We start from the raw sequence: 17,797 nt of genomic DNA, 5'->3' as shown, positions 1-17,797 counted from the left end.
CAGGCACTTATTCCCCTGTAGGAGGACCAGCAGAATCAGGGGATGAAGGAAGACGCGGCGGTGGATGATACGACAGCGTGAGGCGGCACCGAAACGCCCGCCTCACATCTGCAAAGAAAGAGTTCAACCGCCGGCGAGCGCGGCGGTGACGATTTCCTGTGCTTCGGCAAAGATGCTCTGCAGATGCTGTTCGTCACGGAAGCTCTCGGCGTAAATCTTGTAGATACTCTCAGTGCCGGAAGGACGCGCGGCGAACCAACCGTTGTCGGTAATGATCTTGACGCCGCCGAAGGCTTTGCCATTGGCCGGAGCGGTGGTGAGAATCTGGCGGATCTCTTCGCCGGCCAGTTGGGTGGACCGCACGTTTTCAGCCGACAGTTTCGACAGCAGCTTCTTCTGTTCAGGCGTTGCCGCAGCTTCGACACGGCCGTTGCATGGCAGTCCCAGCTGCTCGGTCAGGCCCTGATAGATTTCGCCGGGATCGCGGCCGGTGCGCGCCGTCATTTCCGCTGCCAGCAAGGCAGCGGTGATGCCGTCCTTGTCGGTGCTCCATGGCGTGCCGTCGAAACGCAGGAACGATGCGCCCGCACTTTCTTCGCAGCCAAAACCGAGGCTGCCATCCTGCAGGCCGCCGACGAACCATTTGAAGCCGATCGGCATCTCTTGCAGCGGGCGATGCAACTGCGCCGCCACGCGATCGATCATCTGGCTACTGACCAGCGTCTTGCCGACGCCGGTGTCAGCGCGCCATTCCGGGCGATGCTGGAACAGATACGACACCGCAGCCGACAGGTAATGATTGGATGGCATCAAACCGACGCTCTTGGTGACGATGCCGTGACGGTCATGATCGGTGTCGCAGGCAAAGGCGATGTCGAATTTATCCTTCAGCGAAATCAGTTCGCGCATCGCGTATTGCGACGACGGATCCATGCGGATCTGGGCATCCCAGTCCATCGGTACGAAACGAAATGTCGGATCCACTTCCTGATTGACGACGGTCAGCTTGAGGTCGTAACGATCAGCGATGGCGCCCCAGTAATGCACGCCGGCACCACCCAAGGGATCGACGCCGATGCTGATGCCGGCGTCACGGATCACACTGAGGTCGATGATGTTGGGCAGATCGTTGATGTAGGTCTCAAGGTAGTCGTACTGATGCGTGCTGGCGGCGCGCACGGCGCGATCGTAGGGGATGCGCTTGACGTCGCGCACAGCGCTCTGGAGATAGACGTTGGCGCGTTTCTCAATCCAGCTGGTGACGTTGGTGTCAGCCGGACCGCCGTTAGGCGTGTTGTACTTGAAACCGCCATTGTCGGGCGGGTTGTGCGAAGGCGTGATGACGATGCCATCGGCTTGCGCCGAGGGATGCATGCGGTTGTGCATGAGAATGGCGTGCGATATCGCTGGCGTGGGTGTGTAAGGCGTCCCGCGCGCCACCATGGTCTGCACGCCGTTGGCGGCGAGCACTTCGAGCGCACTGGCGAAGGCCGGCGCCGATAGTGCATGCGTATCGATGCCGATGAAGAGTGGACCGTTGATCTTGTTTTCAGCGCGGTAGTCGCAGATCGCCTGCGTGATTGCGAGTACGTGCCATTCATTGAAACTGTAGTTGAGCGAACTGCCGCGATGCCCCGAGGTGCCGAATGCCACCTGATGCGACGCGATGCCCGCATCGGGACGCAGGCTGTAATAGCTGGTCACCAGCACGGGGACGTCGACCAGGGAAGAAATAGCGGCGCGTTGGCCGGCCAGAGGGCTGATGCTGCTCATGTAATGTCGTTTCTCAGAATAAGGAGATAAATCTTTGGGGCAACCGGTTGTCCGACCGCAGGCATTGACGCAGTTATTGACGCAGTCACGCCTGCACGCGAATTGGATTCGCCTGGCCCCGTATTGTAGCGCTGTAGCGCCGACCACAGCCGACGGCATGCGTAGCCGTGCATTTCGGATATCTGTTGATGCGGGCTGGAATGGCGAAGGAAATGTTGCGGCGAGACCATCAAAGAAACAGCGAGACTACGAGATCCGTTGTATCACGTTCGTCTGGTACGTCTGCCATGCACGTTACGCCATGCTGACCATGGGCAGCGCATAACCTGCTTCGCGCAACTTGCTGCGTCGCGCCTTGTTAGCGGCCGCAAGTTCTTGCAGGGACATCGCGCGCTCTTCCGAATAGCTGCGCGTGATGCTGCTCTGCTCCACCGTCGCCAAGGCCTGCGCCAGTCGCGGATAGAGGTTTTCACGGCGTCGCTGATTGGCCTGCGCCAATTCCGCCTTCACATCCTCAGTCAGCACGTGAGGCTGGCTTGGCTGGTAAGGCTGCGGCACGCTGGAAAGCGCACGTGTGGACTTCGTCGAGCTGCCTGATGCCACGCCTGACGAATGGATGGAAATGATTCTGTCGTTGGTTTCTGTGGTCTGCATGATCTTCACTCCCGCAATGAAGGAATCTTCTGCACGTTTTTACTGTACACGAGATATCGACTGCGAACGATACATGAGTGACAACGTCCGCAGTCTTCGTCTTCTTTGTGTGACTTTTTCCGCATGCCAATATCGGCGTCAAATGACGCCCTAAGCGCGCCGGATGAGCCTCAGGATCAGGAGAAGGACAACCGCGCCGATGGTGGCGGTAACGATGGATGCTGCGATGCCGCCGCCGATGCCGATACCCAGCAAACCGGCCAGCCAGCCGCCGATGAAGGCGCCGACGATACCCACCAGAATATCAACCAGCAAGCCGAAGCCGCCTCCCTTGACCAGTACGCCGGCCAGCCAGCCTGCTACTGCGCCGATGATCAGCCAGACAATAATTCCATGAGACATGATGTTCCTTTCAAAGTTATTTTTCTTTAAACCCGCAATGCAACTCAATGCAACGTGTGACATCCCAAACGAACATTACAAACGAACATCACAAGCGAAGTTGCAAGCGGCTGACAGAATCTTATTTGCCGGACCGAAACGGCAATATCGGACAGCGGCCAATTCCCTTGTAGGACAAGCGGCAAGCGCCCGCGTTCAGGGACTTCGCGGCTTGTCCTACATTCTCGAATTCCTACAAATCAAAAGGAATGTTTCCTATAGCCAAACACCGGTCGGTTTTTTTATGCTGGCGTCAACTAATTAACGGGGGAAACACCATGCATCAACTTCGCAAGGTTCGAACGCATATCAACAACCGCCTTGGCAACCGCTTTGACGACAGTTCGTCGTGGCCTTTCCTGGCAGCCGGTTTCCTGAGCCAGGCCTGTCCCGGCGCGGCGCCGCTGTTTCATTCCTGCGCGATGCTGGTGTCGCTGCACAAGAGCAAGCGTCAACAACGTTCGCCCATGCAGAAATCCTGACCACCGTCCTTGCATTCATTCCATATTCGTCCCTCGTTCGATCATCTAGGAACATCATGAAAAAAATCACTAAAGCCGTTTTCCCCGTTGCGGGCCTCGGTAGCCGCTTTTTGCCTGCGACCAAAGCACAACCAAAAGAAATGCTGCCCATCGTCGACAAGCCGCTGATCCAGTACGCCGTCGAAGAAGCTGTTGCAGCGGGCATTACCGAAATGATCTTCATCACCGGCCGCAACAAGCGCGCGATTGAGGATCATTTCGATACCGCATACGAACTGGAAAGCGAGCTCGAAGCCGCCGGCAAGACCAAGTTGCTGGAGTTTGCGCGCAACGTCATTCCGAAGCATGTCAATTGCGTCTATATCCGCCAGTCGGCGCCGCTGGGTCTCGGCCATGCCGTGCTGTGCGCCAAATCGCTGGTCGGCGACGAACCGTTCGCCGTTGTACTGGCGGACGATTTCATGGATGCGCCGGAAGGCGGCAAGAACGTGCTGGCGCAGATGCTGGACGTGTTCGATACCGAACAGAAGAGCCTTCTCGCGGTGCAGGACGTACCTCGCAGCGACACCAAGCAATACGGTATCGTCAGCACGAACCCTGGCAGCGCCCATAGCGATCGCCTGGATGTTATCAGCGGCATCGTTGAAAAACCGGCGCCGGACGTCGCTCCTTCCACACTCGCCGTGGTCGGCCGTTATGTACTGACCCCGGGCATCTTCGAACGCCTCGAAAACATCGGCAAAGGCGCCGGTGGCGAGATCCAGCTGACCGACGGCATCGCCGACCTGATGCGCGACGAGACCGTGCTGGCCTATCGCTACGAAGGCCAGCGCTACGACTGCGGCTCCAAGCTCGGCTACCTCAAGGCAACCGTCGCGATGGGCGCCAAGCACGTCGAAGTCGGCAAGGAATTCAGCGAGTACCTGCGCGAAGTCCATGCCGCCGAGGAAGAAAGCAAGATCGAACATCCGCCAGTGCGTCTGGCCAAGATTGCCTGAGTCACGTCTGCATTTCGTCTGATTCACCGCAATCCAAAGGTTTTTTGTAGCGCCGTAGTCTCCTGTAGTGTGCAGTAGTTTTTTCATTCACCTTCCCCCTCTTGGCCTGTCCTCGCCCTCTTCAACGATGGCGACGACAGGTTCCTTTTTTTTAGCGACGACGTCCCGGTCATCCGTTTGAAACACGCTTGTCATTTTGCTGCCGCAATTGTGTGCAAGAATAGTTGCGGACCGCAGTCCCCACAGTCCCCACAATGACGTTGCGCCCAAGGAGCCGGCAGCCGCATGGATCAGAAGCTACCCGAACTGATTGAACTGGAACGCATCATCCAGGCCGGCGCGCCGCTGCTCGAAGCACGCTCCGCCTGCAACATCGAATTCCTCGGGCGCCATTTCCCGGTGTATGTACTCAGCATCGGCAGCAGCGATCCGCACGCGCCGGCGGTCGGATTCTTCGGTGGCGTGCACGGGCTGGAACGCATCGGCACGCGCATCCTGCTGGCCTTCCTGCGCAGCCTGCTGGGCCGCCTCAAGTGGGACAAGGTCCTGCATCATCAACTGGAGTCGGTGCGCCTTATCTTCATGCCGCTGGTCAATCCGGCGGGCATGTGGAACAACACCCGCTGCAATGCCAACGGCATTGACCTGATGCGCAATGCGCCGGTTGATTCGCTGGAAAAAGTCCCTTTCATGCTCGGAGGCCAACGCTTCAGCGCACGCTTGCCGTGGTACCGCGGACCGGCCGACGCGCCGATGCAAGCCGAGGCGCAGGCGCTGTGCGACGTCGTGCGACAGGAACTGAGCAGCCGCAAATTCAGCGTCGCGCTGGATTGTCACTCCGGTTTCGGCCTGCAGGACCGTATCTGGTTTCCGTTCGCGCACAGCTCGCAACCGATACGTCACATGCCGCAAATCCAGGCGCTCCAGGACTTGTTCAGCCAGACCTACGCCGACCACAATTACCTGTTTGAACCGCAGAGCATGCAATACCTGACGCATGGCGATTTATGGGATTACCTGTATCTGCAGACCGCCGCCGAGACCGACCACGTATTCCTGCCGCTGACGCTGGAGATGGGTTCGTGGCGCTGGGTCAAGAAGAATCCGCGCCAACTATTCACACGCGCCGGCATGTTCAACCCGAATAAGCCGCACCGCTTGCAACGCGTGCTGCGCAGCCACCTGGTCTGGTTTGATTTCCTTACGCGCGCCGCTTGCGCGCATCAGCACTGGCTGCCCAGCGAAGACGGTAGCACGCTGATCAGGGTGACGCCGGCATGAGGACGTGGATCCTGTTGCGCGGCCTGATGCGAGAAACCCGGCACTGGGGAGAATTTCCGCAGGTGTTTGGGACATACCTGCCGATGGACGATATCGTCATGCTCGACCTGCCCGGCAACGGCAGCCTGCATCGTCAGCGCAGTCCGGACCACGTACACGCCATGAGCGAAAGCTGCCGCCGCCAGTTGCGGGAGCGCGGCATCGCCCCGCCCTACAATCTGCTGGCGCTGTCGCTCGGCGCCATGGTCGCCTGTGATTGGGCCACGCGCCATCCCGACGAGATTGACAAGGCAGTGTTGATCAATACCAGCCTGCGTCCGTTCAGCCCGTTCTACCATCGCCTGCGTCCGCGCAATTATGCGACGCTGCTGCGACTGGTCATCGGCAAGGATGACGACGCCTGGCGCGAGCGCACCATCCTGCGACTCACCGGCAATCGCCATCCGCCGGCACGGCTGCTCAGCGAATGGATGCGCTATCTGCGCGAACGGCCGGTGACACGCGCCAACGCCTTGCGCCAGTTGTCGGCGGCGATGCGTTACCAAGCGCCGCTGCGGGCGCCGGCGACGGACTTGCTGGTGTTGTGCGGGATGGGTGACAAGCTGGTCAATCCACACTGTTCCCGAACACTGGCACAGCAATGGCAAGCGCCGCTGCGTGCGCATGACAGCGCCGGGCATGACCTTACATTGGATGAGCCCGATTGGGTAGCGCAACAGGTCCGCAACTGGATATCGGAGGGTGATGCATCATGATGCGATGCGTATTCAAATGACGATGATAACGATTACATCGCTTTCACTTGAAAGAAAAACCGGTAAAAAACGTTGAAATCAGGCGGGCAGCGCGTTTGCGATTGCCCAACGCAGTAAAAAAATATATATTGTTTATATTATTTTTTAATGGAGCAACCATGGCAACACAAAAAACTCAGGCAAAACCAGCTGTACGCGCAACAGCAGCAAAGCCAGCCGTCAAGGCAGTGGTCAAAGCGGCGGTCAAGACTCCTGCGGTGAAGAAGCCCGCAGTAAAGAAGATTGCTGCCAAGCCGGCAGTCGTGGCCAAAAAGCCAGTCGCCAAGGCCGTCGCACCTGCACTGAAGAAGCCGCTGGCGCCGATCGCCAGGACCACCGTGAAGCCGGTCACAAAACCGGTTGCCAAAGCCGTCGCCAAGATCGAAAAGAAAGCCGAACTGAAGCTCAAGAAAGTCAAGCAAGTGCGCGACAGCTTCACCATGCCGGAAACCGAATATGAAGTGTTGGGCCAGGTCAAGAAAGCTTGCCTCAAGGCCGGATTTGAAATCAAGAAGAGCGATCTGCTGCGCATCGGCGTGTCGCTGATCAAGAACCTGGAAACCGGCAAGCTGAAGACGCTGCTGGCAGGCCTGACGCCGCTGAAGGTCGGCCGTCCGAAGAAATAAGCAGTTGTCGCCTGTAACCTCATCCCCGGGGATTGACTGCCGGGGATGAAGCAGCGCTTCCATGCCCTGTATCTTTGCTTTGCATCGCGGCTTTACGTTCCCGCCTTAATCCGCCCCCTGCGCATCAAAACACCGGCAAACGCTCCAGCGTATGGCCCGCCCCCGCTTCGCCTTCTTCAGGATCGAGAATCGCGATCGTCTTCAGTCCCGGCTTGAGCTTCACCGCGTGCACGCGCGGCCCTGCCACAACGTGTTTTCCTTCCGGGAAAATCGTCCATACCTCTTCGCCGTACTTGAGCGCTTCCAGCACATGGATGATGTGGCTTGCGCTCGGCGCGGTGGTCCAGCGATTGGTATCGGTGTCCGCCAATCCCCAACGCACGTATTGCACGTGGCCTTGCTTGTTGAAATTGACGGCGGTAATGATGCGGATGACGGGCATGTATTCCTGGAAAGGTTGTTGTCCTGCTCAGCTACTTCTCGGCTACTTCTCGGCTACTTCTCGGCTACTTCTCGGCTACTTCTCGGCTACTTCTCGGCTACTTCTCGGCTACTTCTTGCCGCCGATGGTTTTCAGCGGTGTCCATTTCTGATTCCGGACCTGGTAGATGGTAAACACCGGATTGGCAAGATTGCCTTCCTGGTCGAACGCCACCAATCCCGTCAGACCATTGTGCCTGACCTGATGCATCGCTGCCACTATCCGTTGCAGGTCGAGAGAATTGGCCTGGCGGATCGCTGCCACCAGCACCTGCACCGCATCATAGGAAAAAGGTGCATACAAGCCCATGTCCTCACCGTGGCGGCTCTTGTAAGCCTTGTCGAACTGCTGCCATTGCGCGCCCTTGTAAGCGGCCGGACCGGGCTCCAGCGCGATGGTGCCGTTGCCGGCTTCGCCCGCCGCCTTCAGGAACTGCGGACCGACCGTACCGCCGACGCCGACCAGCGGAGCGTTGATGCCGAAGCGGCGCAACTCACGCGCCAGTTGTCCGGCCTGCGCATCCAGCCCGCCAAAGAAGACCACGTCGGGATTCTGCTTCTGGATGTTCTTGAGCACCGCGTTGAAATCCGAGGTGCGGCTGCTGATGCCGTTCCGGCTGACGATAGTGCCCTTGAATGATTCGACCGACTGCGCGAACTGACTGGCGTAGCCATTGCCGAACGGAGTCCGGTCGTCAATGATGGCGATGCGTTGCGCCTTCATCTGGCGCACCACGTATTCGGCGGTGTAGTACGCATTCTCGTCATCGTGCGGCACGATGCGAAAGGCGGTCGGGAAGGATTGCTGCGTATAAGCGTGCGACGTCGTGGCCTGGGCGATCTGCACGACATCGGCCTTGTTGTAGATACGCGAGGCCGGGATGCCGACGCCCGAGTTCCAGTGACCGATGACGCCGACGACGCCGCTTTTCACCAGATACTCCGCCACCAGCAGGCCGGTGCGCATATCGGAGCGGTCGTCCTGCACCAGCAGCTTGAACACCAGCTTGTCGCCGTTGATGTGCAAGCCCTGCCGGTTGGCGTCATCCACCGCGATTTCCGCCGCCTGCACCAGACTGGCGCCAATGGAGCCCGAGGCGCCGGTCAATGGCGCCGCGTAACCTATCAGTACCGTCCGGTCTTCGGCCGTTGCGGCCAAGGACAACAACGCTGCTGCACCCACGCACAGCAGTTTCAAGGAACCCAGCAGCTTCATTCGTTCATTTCCCCAGATTCTTAACAAGTCGCTTGCATGAAAGACATCAATAACCTCGGCGGATATCGCAAGTTTTATGCCTGTTCCCGTGGGAATGTACCTCAAAGAACGACTGCGAGCATGACAAATAAAAGAATGCTGCTGTCAGGAAATTGCAGCTAATACCGCAGCGAAATATCGGAAGATCCGAAGGCCATAAGGCCGGGCTCAAAAAGCCAGTTCGCCCGCGACGTCCTGCCCGACCTCGAGCAGATAGTTCCAGCCCTGCACCACGATCGCGTTCTGGCCGAACGTCAGGCCGCCGCCGACGCGGTCGTTGGCGCGGTAAGCGGCCATCGTATCGAGCGGTTCGTCAGGCCAGTCGGCATCGCGCAGGCCGGTCTGCTGGTCAATGCCGGGCACCGGACAGCGCGCACACGGCTTGACCAGCTTGAGCACGACTTCCCTGCCGACCGGACCGAAGCTCAGCGTGTCGAGGTAATCTTCTTCGTAGGCCTCCAGTCCGGACAGCACCAGGTTGGGCCGGAATCGATCCATCGGCAATGCCGGCGCGCCTTTCTTTTGCAGGCGCAGGTTGAGGTCTTGCAGCGATGCTTCGCCCACCACCAGAATCGGAAAACCGTCGGAAAACTGCGTCGTCGCCGTGAGGTCTCCGGTCCAGCGCTGGCTGCAGACGCGCCGGGACTGCGGATCAAAACGCACCAGCCGCACATCGGCCTGCAGGTAATCCGAAAACCAGCGATGCGCAGCGGCGCCGCAGTCAAGCGCTTCGACGCCGTCATCCCAGATCGTCACCGGCAATCTCGGAGCGCCCTGCTCGATGCGTGTCGGCAAGTGAAGGTCGGCCATGCCGGGCGCACGCACAGTCAGCAGCGCCGGCGTATCGTGCTCCAACGCTGTCGATATTGTCGCCATGCGTCCATGTTCGCGTTGCGACAAGAAGCGCCCGTCGCCGTCGACCAGCATCCAGCTGCGGTCCAGATTGAGGCCGAATTCGCCGATGGCGGCTTGCTGCAAGCTGATGCCGCCGCAGGATTTGATGGGATAGATGTGCAAGGCGCTCAGGGTAATCATGGGTCGGTCTTCACTGGGATATTTTTATGATTTGAAGCAATGCGCATGGCTGCGCCCCTGCACTTCCGCCGGGCATGCGACAATCCGCATTCGCCGGACTGCCAGCAGTCCATTGCCGGGTTCACCACATAGATCACATTTGCCATGATGCTCTTCGCCAAATATTTGCATATTCTCGGTTTCACCGTCTGGGTCGGCGGCATGTTCTTCGCCTACCTGTGCCTGCGCCCCGTCGCGGCAGTCGTCCTGCAACCGCCCGCGCGGCTGGCGCTGTGGAACGGCGTCTTCGGCAAATTCTTCACCTGGGTCTGGCTGGCGATCGCGCTGATCCTGGTCAGCGGCCTGCCCATGATGGCGCAGATGGGCAAGCCGCCGGTGTATATCTCCGGCATGGCCGGGCTCGGCATCCTGATGATGCTGATCTTCGCGCATCTGTTCTTCGCGCCATACAAGCGCCTCAAGCGCGCCGTCGCGGCTGAAGACTGGGCTGCCGGCGGTGCAGCGCTCGGACAGATCCGCCGCATCGTCGGCATCAACCTGATCCTCGGACTGATCGTCGTCACCCTCGGCGCGCTCGGGCCGCTGCTCACACAGGTTTAAGTTTTCCGGACCGCCTTGTCTTTCGACGGGGCTTCCTTTTCACCGCGCAGCATGGTCTTGATGCCGCGGATCGCCTGACGGATGCGCGCTTCATTTTCGATCAGCGCGAAACGCACGTATTCATCGCCGTATTCACCGAAGCCGATGCCGGGCGAGACGCAGACCTTGGCCTTTTCCAGCAACTGACGCGCAAATTCCAGCGAGCCGAGATGACGGTAAGCCTCGGGAATGCGCGCCCAGATGTACATGGACGCCTTCGGTACATCGACCATCCAGCCGGCTTCATGCAAGCCCTTGACCAGCACGTTGCGGCGGCTTTCATAGTTGGCGCGGATCTCTTCCACGCAGGACTGGTCACCTTCCAGCGCGGCGATCGCCGCCACCTGCACCGGTGTGAAACTGCCGTAGTCGTGATAACTCTTGATGCGCGCCAGGGCCGCCACCAGTTCCTTATTGCCGACCATGAAACCGATGCGCCAGCCGGCCATGTTGTAGCTCTTGGACAGCGTGAAAAATTCCACAGCGACTTCGCGCGCACCCTCGACCTGCATGATGGACGGCGCTTTCCAGCCGTCGAAGGTGATGTCGGCGTAAGCCAGGTCGTGCACCACCAGGATATTGTGCTCGCGCGCCAGTTTGATCACGCGCTCGAAGAACTCCAGCTCCACGCATTGCGCGGTCGGATTCGACGGGAAGCCCAGCACCATCATCTTGGGCTTGGGATAGCTCTCGCGGATGGCGCGCTCCAGCTCGGAGAAAAAATCCACGTCCGGACTCATGCGCACCGAGCGGATGTCGGCGCCGGCAATCACCGCGCCGTAGATATGAATCGGGTAACTCGGGTTCGGCACCAGCACGGTATCACCCTTGTCCAGCGTGGCCAGCATCAGATGCGCCAGGCCTTCCTTGGAGCCGATCGTGACGATCGCTTCACTGTCCGGATTGAACTCGACGTCGTAACGGCTCTTGTACCAGTGCGTGATGGCGCGGCGCAGTCGCGGGATGCCCTTCGACGCCGAGTAGCCGTGCGTATCGGGACGCTGCGCCACTTCGACCAGCTTCTCGACGATGTGCGGCGGCGTGGCGCCGTCGGGGTTGCCCATCGACATGTCGATGATGTCCTCGCCGCGACGGCGTGCGGCCATCTTGAGTTCGGCGGTGATGTTAAAAACGTAAGGGGGAAGACGATCGATGCGCGCAAAGCTGCGCGGACTGCGGGATTGAGTCATGTTGTACTTTCACGTAAGCGCCCGGAACCGTCCGAGCGACGTTGGACCCGAGAGGTCCGCTGACGATTCTACGTCAACTGTTTCGCACTTGGGAAGAGATCTCGCGTAAAAAAATCCGCCACCCTATTCGTACAGAAAATCTCAACAATCAGCAGAGGATTATTGCTTCACACCTTCCTGCGCCAGGAAGGCGATCAGACTGCGCACGCGCGCCGGCAGCAAGCGTCCCGGCAGATGCAGAGCATAGACGTGGTCGCCGATGCCGACTTCCACCTGCGCGTCCGGCAAGAGATTCACCAGGCGTCCCGACGCCAGGTCGTCCATGACGAAATAGTCGGGTATCACCGCCACGCACAAAGAACGTCGCACCGCTTCGCGCACGACGTCGAGATCATTCGAAAGCAACATCGTCTCGTTGGCCAGCGGCATGGTGACGCCGCCGCGCGAGATCAACGGCTGCATGAACTGGCGGCTGCGCGAGAAGCCCGCCAGCGGCAGCGCCGCCAGATTGCCAGCCGCCAAGTCGGCGGCGTAGCGCCCGGCCAGGTCGGGACTCGCGCACAAGCGCCACGAAATGCCGAACAATTTCTTCGCCACCACGTCGCCCGGCAAGGTCGAGGCCACCCTGATCGCCAGATCCACAGGATCGCTGGTGATGTCGACCGCCTGCTCGCTGAAACGCAGGTCGACCTGCACGCGCGGATTGGCCTGCATGTAGGACATCAACAAAGGTTTGAGCCATACCGAGCCCAGCGTCAGCGGCGCCGAAATCCGCACCAGCCCGGCGGTGTCTTCATTGAGGCCGTGCGCCAGCATGTTGGCGTCCTTGAGGATGTCGGCCATGCGATCGGCGTGTTCGGCCAGCCGGTAGCCGGCCTCGGTCAGGCCGACCTTGCGCGTGGTGCGCATCAGCAACTGGCAACCCAGGCGCCCCTCTATCGCCTTGATGCGATGGCTCAGCGCCGAACGCGACAGGCTCAGCGCCTTGGCGGCCTTGCTCAGGCTGCCGGCCTTGGCGACGTGGCAGAAGATGATCAGGGAGTTGGCGTCGAGGCTCATATTGGTGAGTTCTTTTCAACAAATTGATGAAGACAGCATAGCTTATGCAGAAGCGCCGCGCTTCCTACAATGGAAGCGCGACAACAATTTCGTTCCTTGAATCCGATTCCGCCACCCTTTCCACCCATGTGCATCGAATCCCCCATCCAGATAGAAGCGACCGACGGCTACCTGCTCGGCGCCACACTGTTCTATACCGGCGATGCACCGCTGCCCGGCCGCATCGCGATCGTCAACTGCGCCACCGGCGTCAAGGCTGCCTATTACGCGCGCTACGCACGTTTCCTGGCCGAACACGGCTATCTTGCGATCACCTGGGACTACCGCGGCATCGGCGCCTCGCGGGCGGATTCGCTGCGGCGGCTGCGCGCGGCCAAATACGACTGGGGCAGCAAGGATTTCGAGGGCATCCTGCAGTGGGCCGCCGACAACTTCCCCGACGGCGAAATCCACGTCGTCGGCCATAGCATCGGCGGCGTCATGCCCGGTTACGCAGCGTCCAACTGGCGCATCGACCGGCTGCTGATCGTCGGCGCGCAATACGCCTACTGGCGCGACTACGCACCTGCCGTGCGCAAGCGGATGTTCCTGAAATGGCATGTGCTGATGCCGTTGCTGACCGCTGTGGCGGGCTACTTCCCCGGTCGCCTGCTGGGCTGGCTGGAAGACCTGCCGGCCGGCGTCGCACGCGAATGGGCGTTCCGCCGCGCGGCGCTGGAGCATCCCGACGCCATGCGCGTGCAATATTTCAGCAATCTCGGTGGTCCGACCCTGGCCTATACCATCAGCGACGATCCATTCGGTACCCCCACTGCGGTGAAACGTCTGTTGCACTACTACACCGGCAGCGCACGTACGCTGGTAAGCCTGGCGCCGGCCGACCTGCATCTCAAAGAGATCGGCCATTTCGCCTTCTTCCATGACCGCTTCCGCAACAGCCTGTGGAATGAAACCCTGCAATGGCTGAACTCGGGCGCCACGCGCCGCCGCATCCTGGAAGAATGGCCGGCTGCGACCGCTGCTTAAGCCCGCGTCGTCCGTTTCTCCGGCAACGCGCCGATGGCAATCCCGATGATGATCAGGGCCATCGAGGCCACCAGGCTGAACTCCAGAGTCTCTCCCAAAGCCAGCGACGAGCAAACGATGCCGAACACGGGGACACCTAACAGGCCAAGCGAGGTGGTCATTGCCGGCAAGGAGCGATTGACTTTGTTGATGGCCCAGTACGCGATGGCGATGCCGAACGTCGCGCTGTAGACCTGCAAGCCGACCAACGGAACACTCCACTCGAACTGCGGCGGCCCTTCAAACAGGAAGGCGCACGGCACCAGCACGCAGCTTGCGACCAGCGCCTGCCATACCAGCAAATCGAACGGCTCGCCGATCCAGCGATGGCCGCGCACATACAGGATGCTGGCGGCCCAGAACATCGCTCCCAACAGGATCAGGCCATTGCCGAGCACGGAATCGTGGTTGCCCCAGTCGAACGCCAGCGGATTGAAGATCAGCACCAGTCCAAGCAAACCGAACACGGTGCCGATGGCGCGCCGCAACGTGAACGCCTCGCCGAGGAACAGGCGCGCACAGGGCGCCACCCACATCGGCGTGGTATAGGCCAGCACCACCGAACGGCCGGCGGCGACATGCTGCATGCCGACGTTACCGAGTATCGAATAGGCGGTCATGTGCAGCAGGCCGACGCTGAACACCACCGGCAGGTCGCCGCGCTGCGGCAACACCAGCCGTCCGCGCGCCAGGCACAGCACCACCAGCACCACCGTGCCGATGCATGAGCGTATGGCAGTCGACCAGATCGGCGACAGGTAGTGCAGGATGGCTTTGTTGACCGGCCAGGTCGTGCCCCATATCAATACCACGACGCCAAGGAGGACGATGGCCTGGCGGGACGACAAACTGGATTCGCGCATGTTTTTACTTTTTCGGATAAATCGGAGACGCCATTTTATGGCGCGGCGGCTTACTTCGCCGTGCGATGGCGTTCCATCAGCGCACCGAGACTCTCGCGCTGCCGCCCCTGCGCGTCAAAATTCTCCGGATCGAGCCAGTGTTCGAAGGCGCTTTTGACCTGTGGCCATTCGCTGTCGATGATCGAGAACCATGCCGTATCGCGGCTGCGGTTCTTGTACACCACCGCCTGGCGGAACACGCCTTCGAAGGTAAAGCCGTAACGTGCTGCCGCTGCGCGCGACGGTGCGTTGAGGCTGTCGCACTTCCATTCATAGCGGCGATAGCCAAGTTCATCGAAGGCCCGGCGCATCATCAGGAACATCGCTTCGGTAGCGGCGCGGGTGCGCTGCAGGCGCGGTGAAAAATTGATGTTGCCGATCTCGATCACACCGAAATTGGGATCGATGCGCATGAAAGAACCGACACCCACCGCTTCGCCGCTGTCCAGGTTGATGATGGCGTGCATCATCGGGTCCTTGCTCACGCTCATCTTCTCGACCCATGCACGGTATTCATCAATGTCTGCCGGCGGATCGACGAACAGGTAGGTGAAATTGCGGCCATCCTGATCGTCGCCGTTGGCGTCGAACAATTGCTCCGCATGCGCCGGACGGATCGGCTCGACGCGGCAGTAACGGCCGTACATGGCGGTCGTCGGCGGCAGCTGGCGCGGCGCCCAGTCAGGCAAGGGTGCGCCGACCGGTTGGCCGAACTGGTTCTGTGTTGCTGAATTTGCAGAGGTCGTCATGGCAGATGTGTTCGAAGTTTTCTTGAAGAATTGTTGAGCATGTTGCACAGATTAATGATAAATTTGGTCTTCCAAAAGAGCCAATATCCGCTATTTTCATAAAACCAATGCAAAAAAGCATCCACGCCTCGCCGTTTCCGTTCGACCTGACCGGGCTGCACCTCGCACCGGGCAAAGGACTCGCCTTGCAGCTGTACCAAAGCTTGCGCGACCGCATCCTCAAGGGCCAGATCGATCGTCAGGTAAAGCTGCCCACCACGCGCGAACTGGCGCTGGCGCTCAGCATCTCGCGCACCACGGTGGTCCGCGCCTACGACCAACTGTATGCCGAGGGTTACATCAGCGCGCGCGTCGGCGACGGCACCTACGTCTCGGCGCCGGCCAGCGATATCGCGCGCACGCCGGCGACAGGCAAGATCGATATCGCCCCGCGCCTGTCCGAACTCGGGCAGCGCATGGCGCTGCCCGCCAAGGTGCTGCCGCCGCCCGGCAAGCCGCGTACGTTCCGCCTCGGCGTGCCGGCGCTGGACCTGTTCCCGGGCGACGTCTGGGCGCGCCTGCAGGCCGACTTCTGGCGGCGCGGCACGGAAAACCGCATCGGCTACAGCGACCCTGCCGGCGATCCGCAATTGCGTGAGATGCTGGCCGGCTACCTGCGCAATTCGCGCGGACTGCTTTGTGATCCGGACCAGATCATCATCACCGCCGGCACCCAGCAGGCGCTATTCATGTGCGCGCAATTGCTGCTCAATCCGGGCGACACGGCGGCGATGGAAAATCCCGGCTATCCGCGCGCGGCCTCGGCGCTGACGCTCAATGGCGGCAAAGTGGTCGGCATCGGCGTCGACGCCGAAGGCATCATCACGCAGGAGTTACACGCCCATCCCGACGTGCGCCTGGCCTACGTCACGCCGTCGCACCAATACCCCAGCGGCGTGACGCTGTCGCTGGCGCGCCGGCTTGATCTGCTGGCCTGGGCCGAAGCCAACCAGAGCTACATCCTGGAAGATGATTACGACGGTGAATACCGCTACAGCGGCACGCCGCTGGCCTTGCTGGCCTCGCTGGATCGCAGCGGCCGCGTGCTGCACATGGGGACATTTTCAAAGATCGCCTTCCCCGGCCTGCGGCTCGGTTACATCGTCGCGCCACCGGCGCTGGCGACGCCGCTGATCAACCTGCGTATGCAGTACGACCGCCACTCTTCCGTGCCGGAGCAGGCGGTGATGGCGGAATTCATGGCGCAGGGCCATTTCCAGCGCCACGTGCGCCGCATGCGGCGCGCCAGCCGTGCGCGCCGCGACGCCTTGGTCGACGGCTGGCAACGTCATCAACCGGGCGGCATCGACCTGCCTGACATCAACGCCGGCCTGCATTGCTCCGTGCGGGTCCCCACCATCCGGCAGCAGGACGACATGATCGACCGCGCCGCCGCAGCCGGCATCGAGATCGACGGCCTGACGCGCTTTTGGCTGCCCGGTTCGGCGCGTCGCAACGAGGCCGGATTGGTGATGGGCTTCGGCGGCGCCGACGAGGCTTCCATCACGGCCGCGATCAAGACGCTGGCGAAGATATGGCGCTGACGCAGCGCGCATCAAACAAGAACAACAAGGAATGGAATAACACATGGATGCAACAATCCTGATCATCGCCATCGGCGCGATGGTCGCAGGTTTCGTGCAGGGCTTGTCGGGCTTCGCCTTTGGGCTGGTGGCGATGTCGTTCTGGGTATGGTCCATCGACCCGATGCTGGCGGCGGCGCTGGTGGTGTTCGGCTCGCTGCTGGGCCAGATCCTGGCGATGTTTTCGGTGCGGCGCGGATTCAACATGAAGCGCCTGCTGCCGTTCGTCGTCGGCGGCCTGCTGGGGATTCCTCTTGGCGTACTGGTGCTGCCGCTGCTCGACGCCAACCTGTTCAAGGCTTTCCTCGGCGTACTGCTGGCGGTGTGGTGTCCGGTCATGCTGCTCACGCCGCGGCTGCCTGCTGTGCATATCGGTGGCAAGCTGGCCGATGGCGTCATCGGTGCGATCGGCGGCTTCATGGGCGGCATCGGCGGTTTCAGCGGCGTGATACCGACGCTGTGGTGCAACCTGCGCCGGCTCGACAAGGATGAGCAGCGCGCAGTGATCCAGAACTTCAACCTGACCATGCAGGCGGTGACCTTCGCCACCTATGTCGGCGGCGGCATCATCACGCGCAAGACCTTGCCGATGTTTGCCGTGGTGGCACCGGCGATGCTGATTCCGACGCTGCTGGGGACGCGGCTCTACCTCGGCATCAGCGAGGCGACGTTTCGCAAGATTGTGTTGAGCCTGCTGACGCTGTCGGGCATCGCCCTGCTGGCGTCATCGCTGCCGAAGCTGCTGGCTTGAC

19 protein-coding genes are annotated in these 17,797 nt (G+C 60.7%); 9 read left to right on the top strand and 10 right to left on the bottom strand.

Annotation, left to right across the window (positions count from 1 at the left end; all coding sequences use genetic code 11):
- Positions 1 to 123: 123 nt before the first annotated feature.
- The 3 genes from pgm to ACIROW_RS00990 all read right to left on the bottom strand — a co-directional run bounded on the left by pgm (position 124) and on the right by ACIROW_RS00990 (position 2,829).
- Positions 124 to 1,773: a phosphoglucomutase (alpha-D-glucose-1,6-bisphosphate-dependent) gene (pgm, locus tag ACIROW_RS01000; RefSeq protein WP_402270943.1), complete on the bottom strand. Its 1,650-nt coding sequence runs from the start codon at positions 1,771 to 1,773 to the stop codon at positions 124 to 126.
- A 294-nt stretch (positions 1,774 to 2,067) separates the two neighbouring features.
- On the bottom strand, positions 2,068 to 2,427 hold the full coding sequence (locus tag ACIROW_RS00995) for a hypothetical protein (protein WP_402270941.1): 360 nt from the start codon (positions 2,425 to 2,427) through the stop codon (positions 2,068 to 2,070).
- Between the two features lie 150 nt (positions 2,428 to 2,577).
- Positions 2,578 to 2,829, bottom strand: a complete 252-nt coding sequence (locus ACIROW_RS00990; RefSeq protein WP_402270938.1) for a GlsB/YeaQ/YmgE family stress response membrane protein — start codon at positions 2,827 to 2,829, stop codon at positions 2,578 to 2,580.
- 317 nt (positions 2,830 to 3,146) lie between these two features.
- Between ACIROW_RS00990 and ACIROW_RS00985 the strand changes: the two genes are divergently transcribed.
- From ACIROW_RS00985 to ACIROW_RS00965, 5 genes are all read left to right on the top strand, one after another.
- Positions 3,147 to 3,350: a hypothetical protein gene (locus ACIROW_RS00985; RefSeq protein ID WP_402270936.1), complete on the top strand. Its 204-nt coding sequence runs from the start codon at positions 3,147 to 3,149 to the stop codon at positions 3,348 to 3,350.
- Positions 3,351 to 3,406: 56 nt separating this feature from the next.
- A complete protein-coding gene (gene galU, locus ACIROW_RS00980) occupies positions 3,407 to 4,348 on the top strand; it encodes a UTP--glucose-1-phosphate uridylyltransferase GalU (protein WP_402270933.1) in 942 nt (313 codons plus the stop codon).
- A gap of 285 nt (positions 4,349 to 4,633) precedes the next feature.
- Positions 4,634 to 5,629, top strand: a complete 996-nt coding sequence (locus ACIROW_RS00975) for a M14 family zinc carboxypeptidase (RefSeq protein WP_402270930.1) — start codon at positions 4,634 to 4,636, stop codon at positions 5,627 to 5,629.
- Positions 5,626 to 6,384 carry an alpha/beta fold hydrolase gene (locus ACIROW_RS00970; protein WP_402270927.1) on the top strand — a complete coding sequence of 253 codons (759 nt, stop codon included), beginning with the start codon at positions 5,626 to 5,628 and terminating at the stop codon, positions 6,382 to 6,384. Before ACIROW_RS00975 ends, ACIROW_RS00970 begins: the two co-directional genes overlap by 4 nt.
- A gap of 158 nt (positions 6,385 to 6,542) precedes the next feature.
- A complete protein-coding gene (locus tag ACIROW_RS00965; protein ID WP_402270925.1) occupies positions 6,543 to 7,049 on the top strand; it encodes a hypothetical protein in 507 nt (168 codons plus the stop codon).
- Positions 7,050 to 7,173: 124 nt separating this feature from the next.
- On the opposite strand, the gene ACIROW_RS00960 is transcribed toward ACIROW_RS00965, so the two are convergent.
- The 3 genes from ACIROW_RS00960 to ACIROW_RS00950 all read right to left on the bottom strand — a co-directional run bounded on the left by ACIROW_RS00960 (position 7,174) and on the right by ACIROW_RS00950 (position 9,819).
- Positions 7,174 to 7,491 (bottom strand): hypothetical protein, encoded by a 318-nt coding sequence (locus ACIROW_RS00960; protein ID WP_402270922.1) that lies wholly within the window; start codon positions 7,489 to 7,491, stop codon positions 7,174 to 7,176.
- A gap of 108 nt (positions 7,492 to 7,599) precedes the next feature.
- The gene (locus tag ACIROW_RS00955; protein ID WP_402270920.1) at positions 7,600 to 8,745 is read right to left on the bottom strand and encodes a branched-chain amino acid ABC transporter substrate-binding protein; all 1,146 of its coding nucleotides are present in this window, start codon (positions 8,743 to 8,745) and stop codon (positions 7,600 to 7,602) included.
- 207 nt (positions 8,746 to 8,952) lie between these two features.
- Positions 8,953 to 9,819 carry an MOSC domain-containing protein gene (locus ACIROW_RS00950; RefSeq protein WP_402270918.1) on the bottom strand — a complete coding sequence of 289 codons (867 nt, stop codon included), beginning with the start codon at positions 9,817 to 9,819 and terminating at the stop codon, positions 8,953 to 8,955.
- 147 nt (positions 9,820 to 9,966) lie between these two features.
- On the opposite strand from ACIROW_RS00950, the gene ACIROW_RS00945 reads away from it, so the two are divergent.
- A complete protein-coding gene (locus ACIROW_RS00945) occupies positions 9,967 to 10,419 on the top strand; it encodes a CopD family protein (protein WP_402272423.1) in 453 nt (150 codons plus the stop codon).
- Here the strand turns inward: ACIROW_RS00945 and alaC are convergent.
- Both alaC and ACIROW_RS00935 read right to left on the bottom strand, forming a co-directional pair.
- Entirely contained in the window at positions 10,416 to 11,648 is a 1,233-nt protein-coding gene (alaC, locus tag ACIROW_RS00940) for an alanine transaminase (RefSeq protein WP_116432969.1), read from the bottom strand. The genes ACIROW_RS00945 and alaC overlap by 4 nt on opposite strands.
- A 159-nt stretch (positions 11,649 to 11,807) precedes the next feature.
- On the bottom strand, positions 11,808 to 12,707 hold the full coding sequence (locus ACIROW_RS00935; RefSeq protein WP_402270917.1) for a LysR family transcriptional regulator: 900 nt from the start codon (positions 12,705 to 12,707) through the stop codon (positions 11,808 to 11,810).
- Positions 12,708 to 12,833: 126 nt separating this feature from the next.
- Here ACIROW_RS00935 and ACIROW_RS00930 point away from each other — a divergent pair, with 126 nt between their 5' ends.
- On the top strand, positions 12,834 to 13,733 hold the full coding sequence (locus tag ACIROW_RS00930; RefSeq protein ID WP_402270914.1) for an alpha/beta fold hydrolase: 900 nt from the start codon (positions 12,834 to 12,836) through the stop codon (positions 13,731 to 13,733).
- On the opposite strand, the gene ACIROW_RS00925 is transcribed toward ACIROW_RS00930, so the two are convergent.
- Both ACIROW_RS00925 and ACIROW_RS00920 read right to left on the bottom strand, forming a co-directional pair.
- Complete coding sequence (locus ACIROW_RS00925; protein ID WP_402270911.1) at positions 13,730 to 14,635, bottom strand: DMT family transporter; 906 nt, start codon at positions 14,633 to 14,635, stop codon at positions 13,730 to 13,732. The genes ACIROW_RS00930 and ACIROW_RS00925 overlap by 4 nt on opposite strands.
- 50 nt (positions 14,636 to 14,685) lie before the next feature.
- A complete protein-coding gene (locus ACIROW_RS00920) occupies positions 14,686 to 15,423 on the bottom strand; it encodes a GNAT family N-acetyltransferase (RefSeq protein WP_402270909.1) in 738 nt (245 codons plus the stop codon).
- 107 nt (positions 15,424 to 15,530) lie between these two features.
- On the opposite strand from ACIROW_RS00920, the gene ACIROW_RS00915 reads away from it, so the two are divergent.
- Entirely contained in the window at positions 15,531 to 17,006 is a 1,476-nt protein-coding gene (locus ACIROW_RS00915) for a PLP-dependent aminotransferase family protein (protein WP_402270907.1), read from the top strand.
- 43 nt (positions 17,007 to 17,049) lie between these two features.
- Entirely contained in the window at positions 17,050 to 17,796 is a 747-nt protein-coding gene (locus ACIROW_RS00910) for a sulfite exporter TauE/SafE family protein (RefSeq protein ID WP_402270904.1), read from the top strand.
- Position 17,797: the final 1 nt, after the last annotated feature.

The organism is Herbaspirillum sp. NPDC101397, from assembly GCF_044767325.1.
Taxonomy (GTDB): Bacteria; Pseudomonadota; Gammaproteobacteria; order Burkholderiales; family Burkholderiaceae_D; genus Herbaspirillum.
The sequence above is the reverse complement of the archived record's forward strand: the minus strand, read 5'-3'. Positions and strand labels throughout refer to the sequence as shown.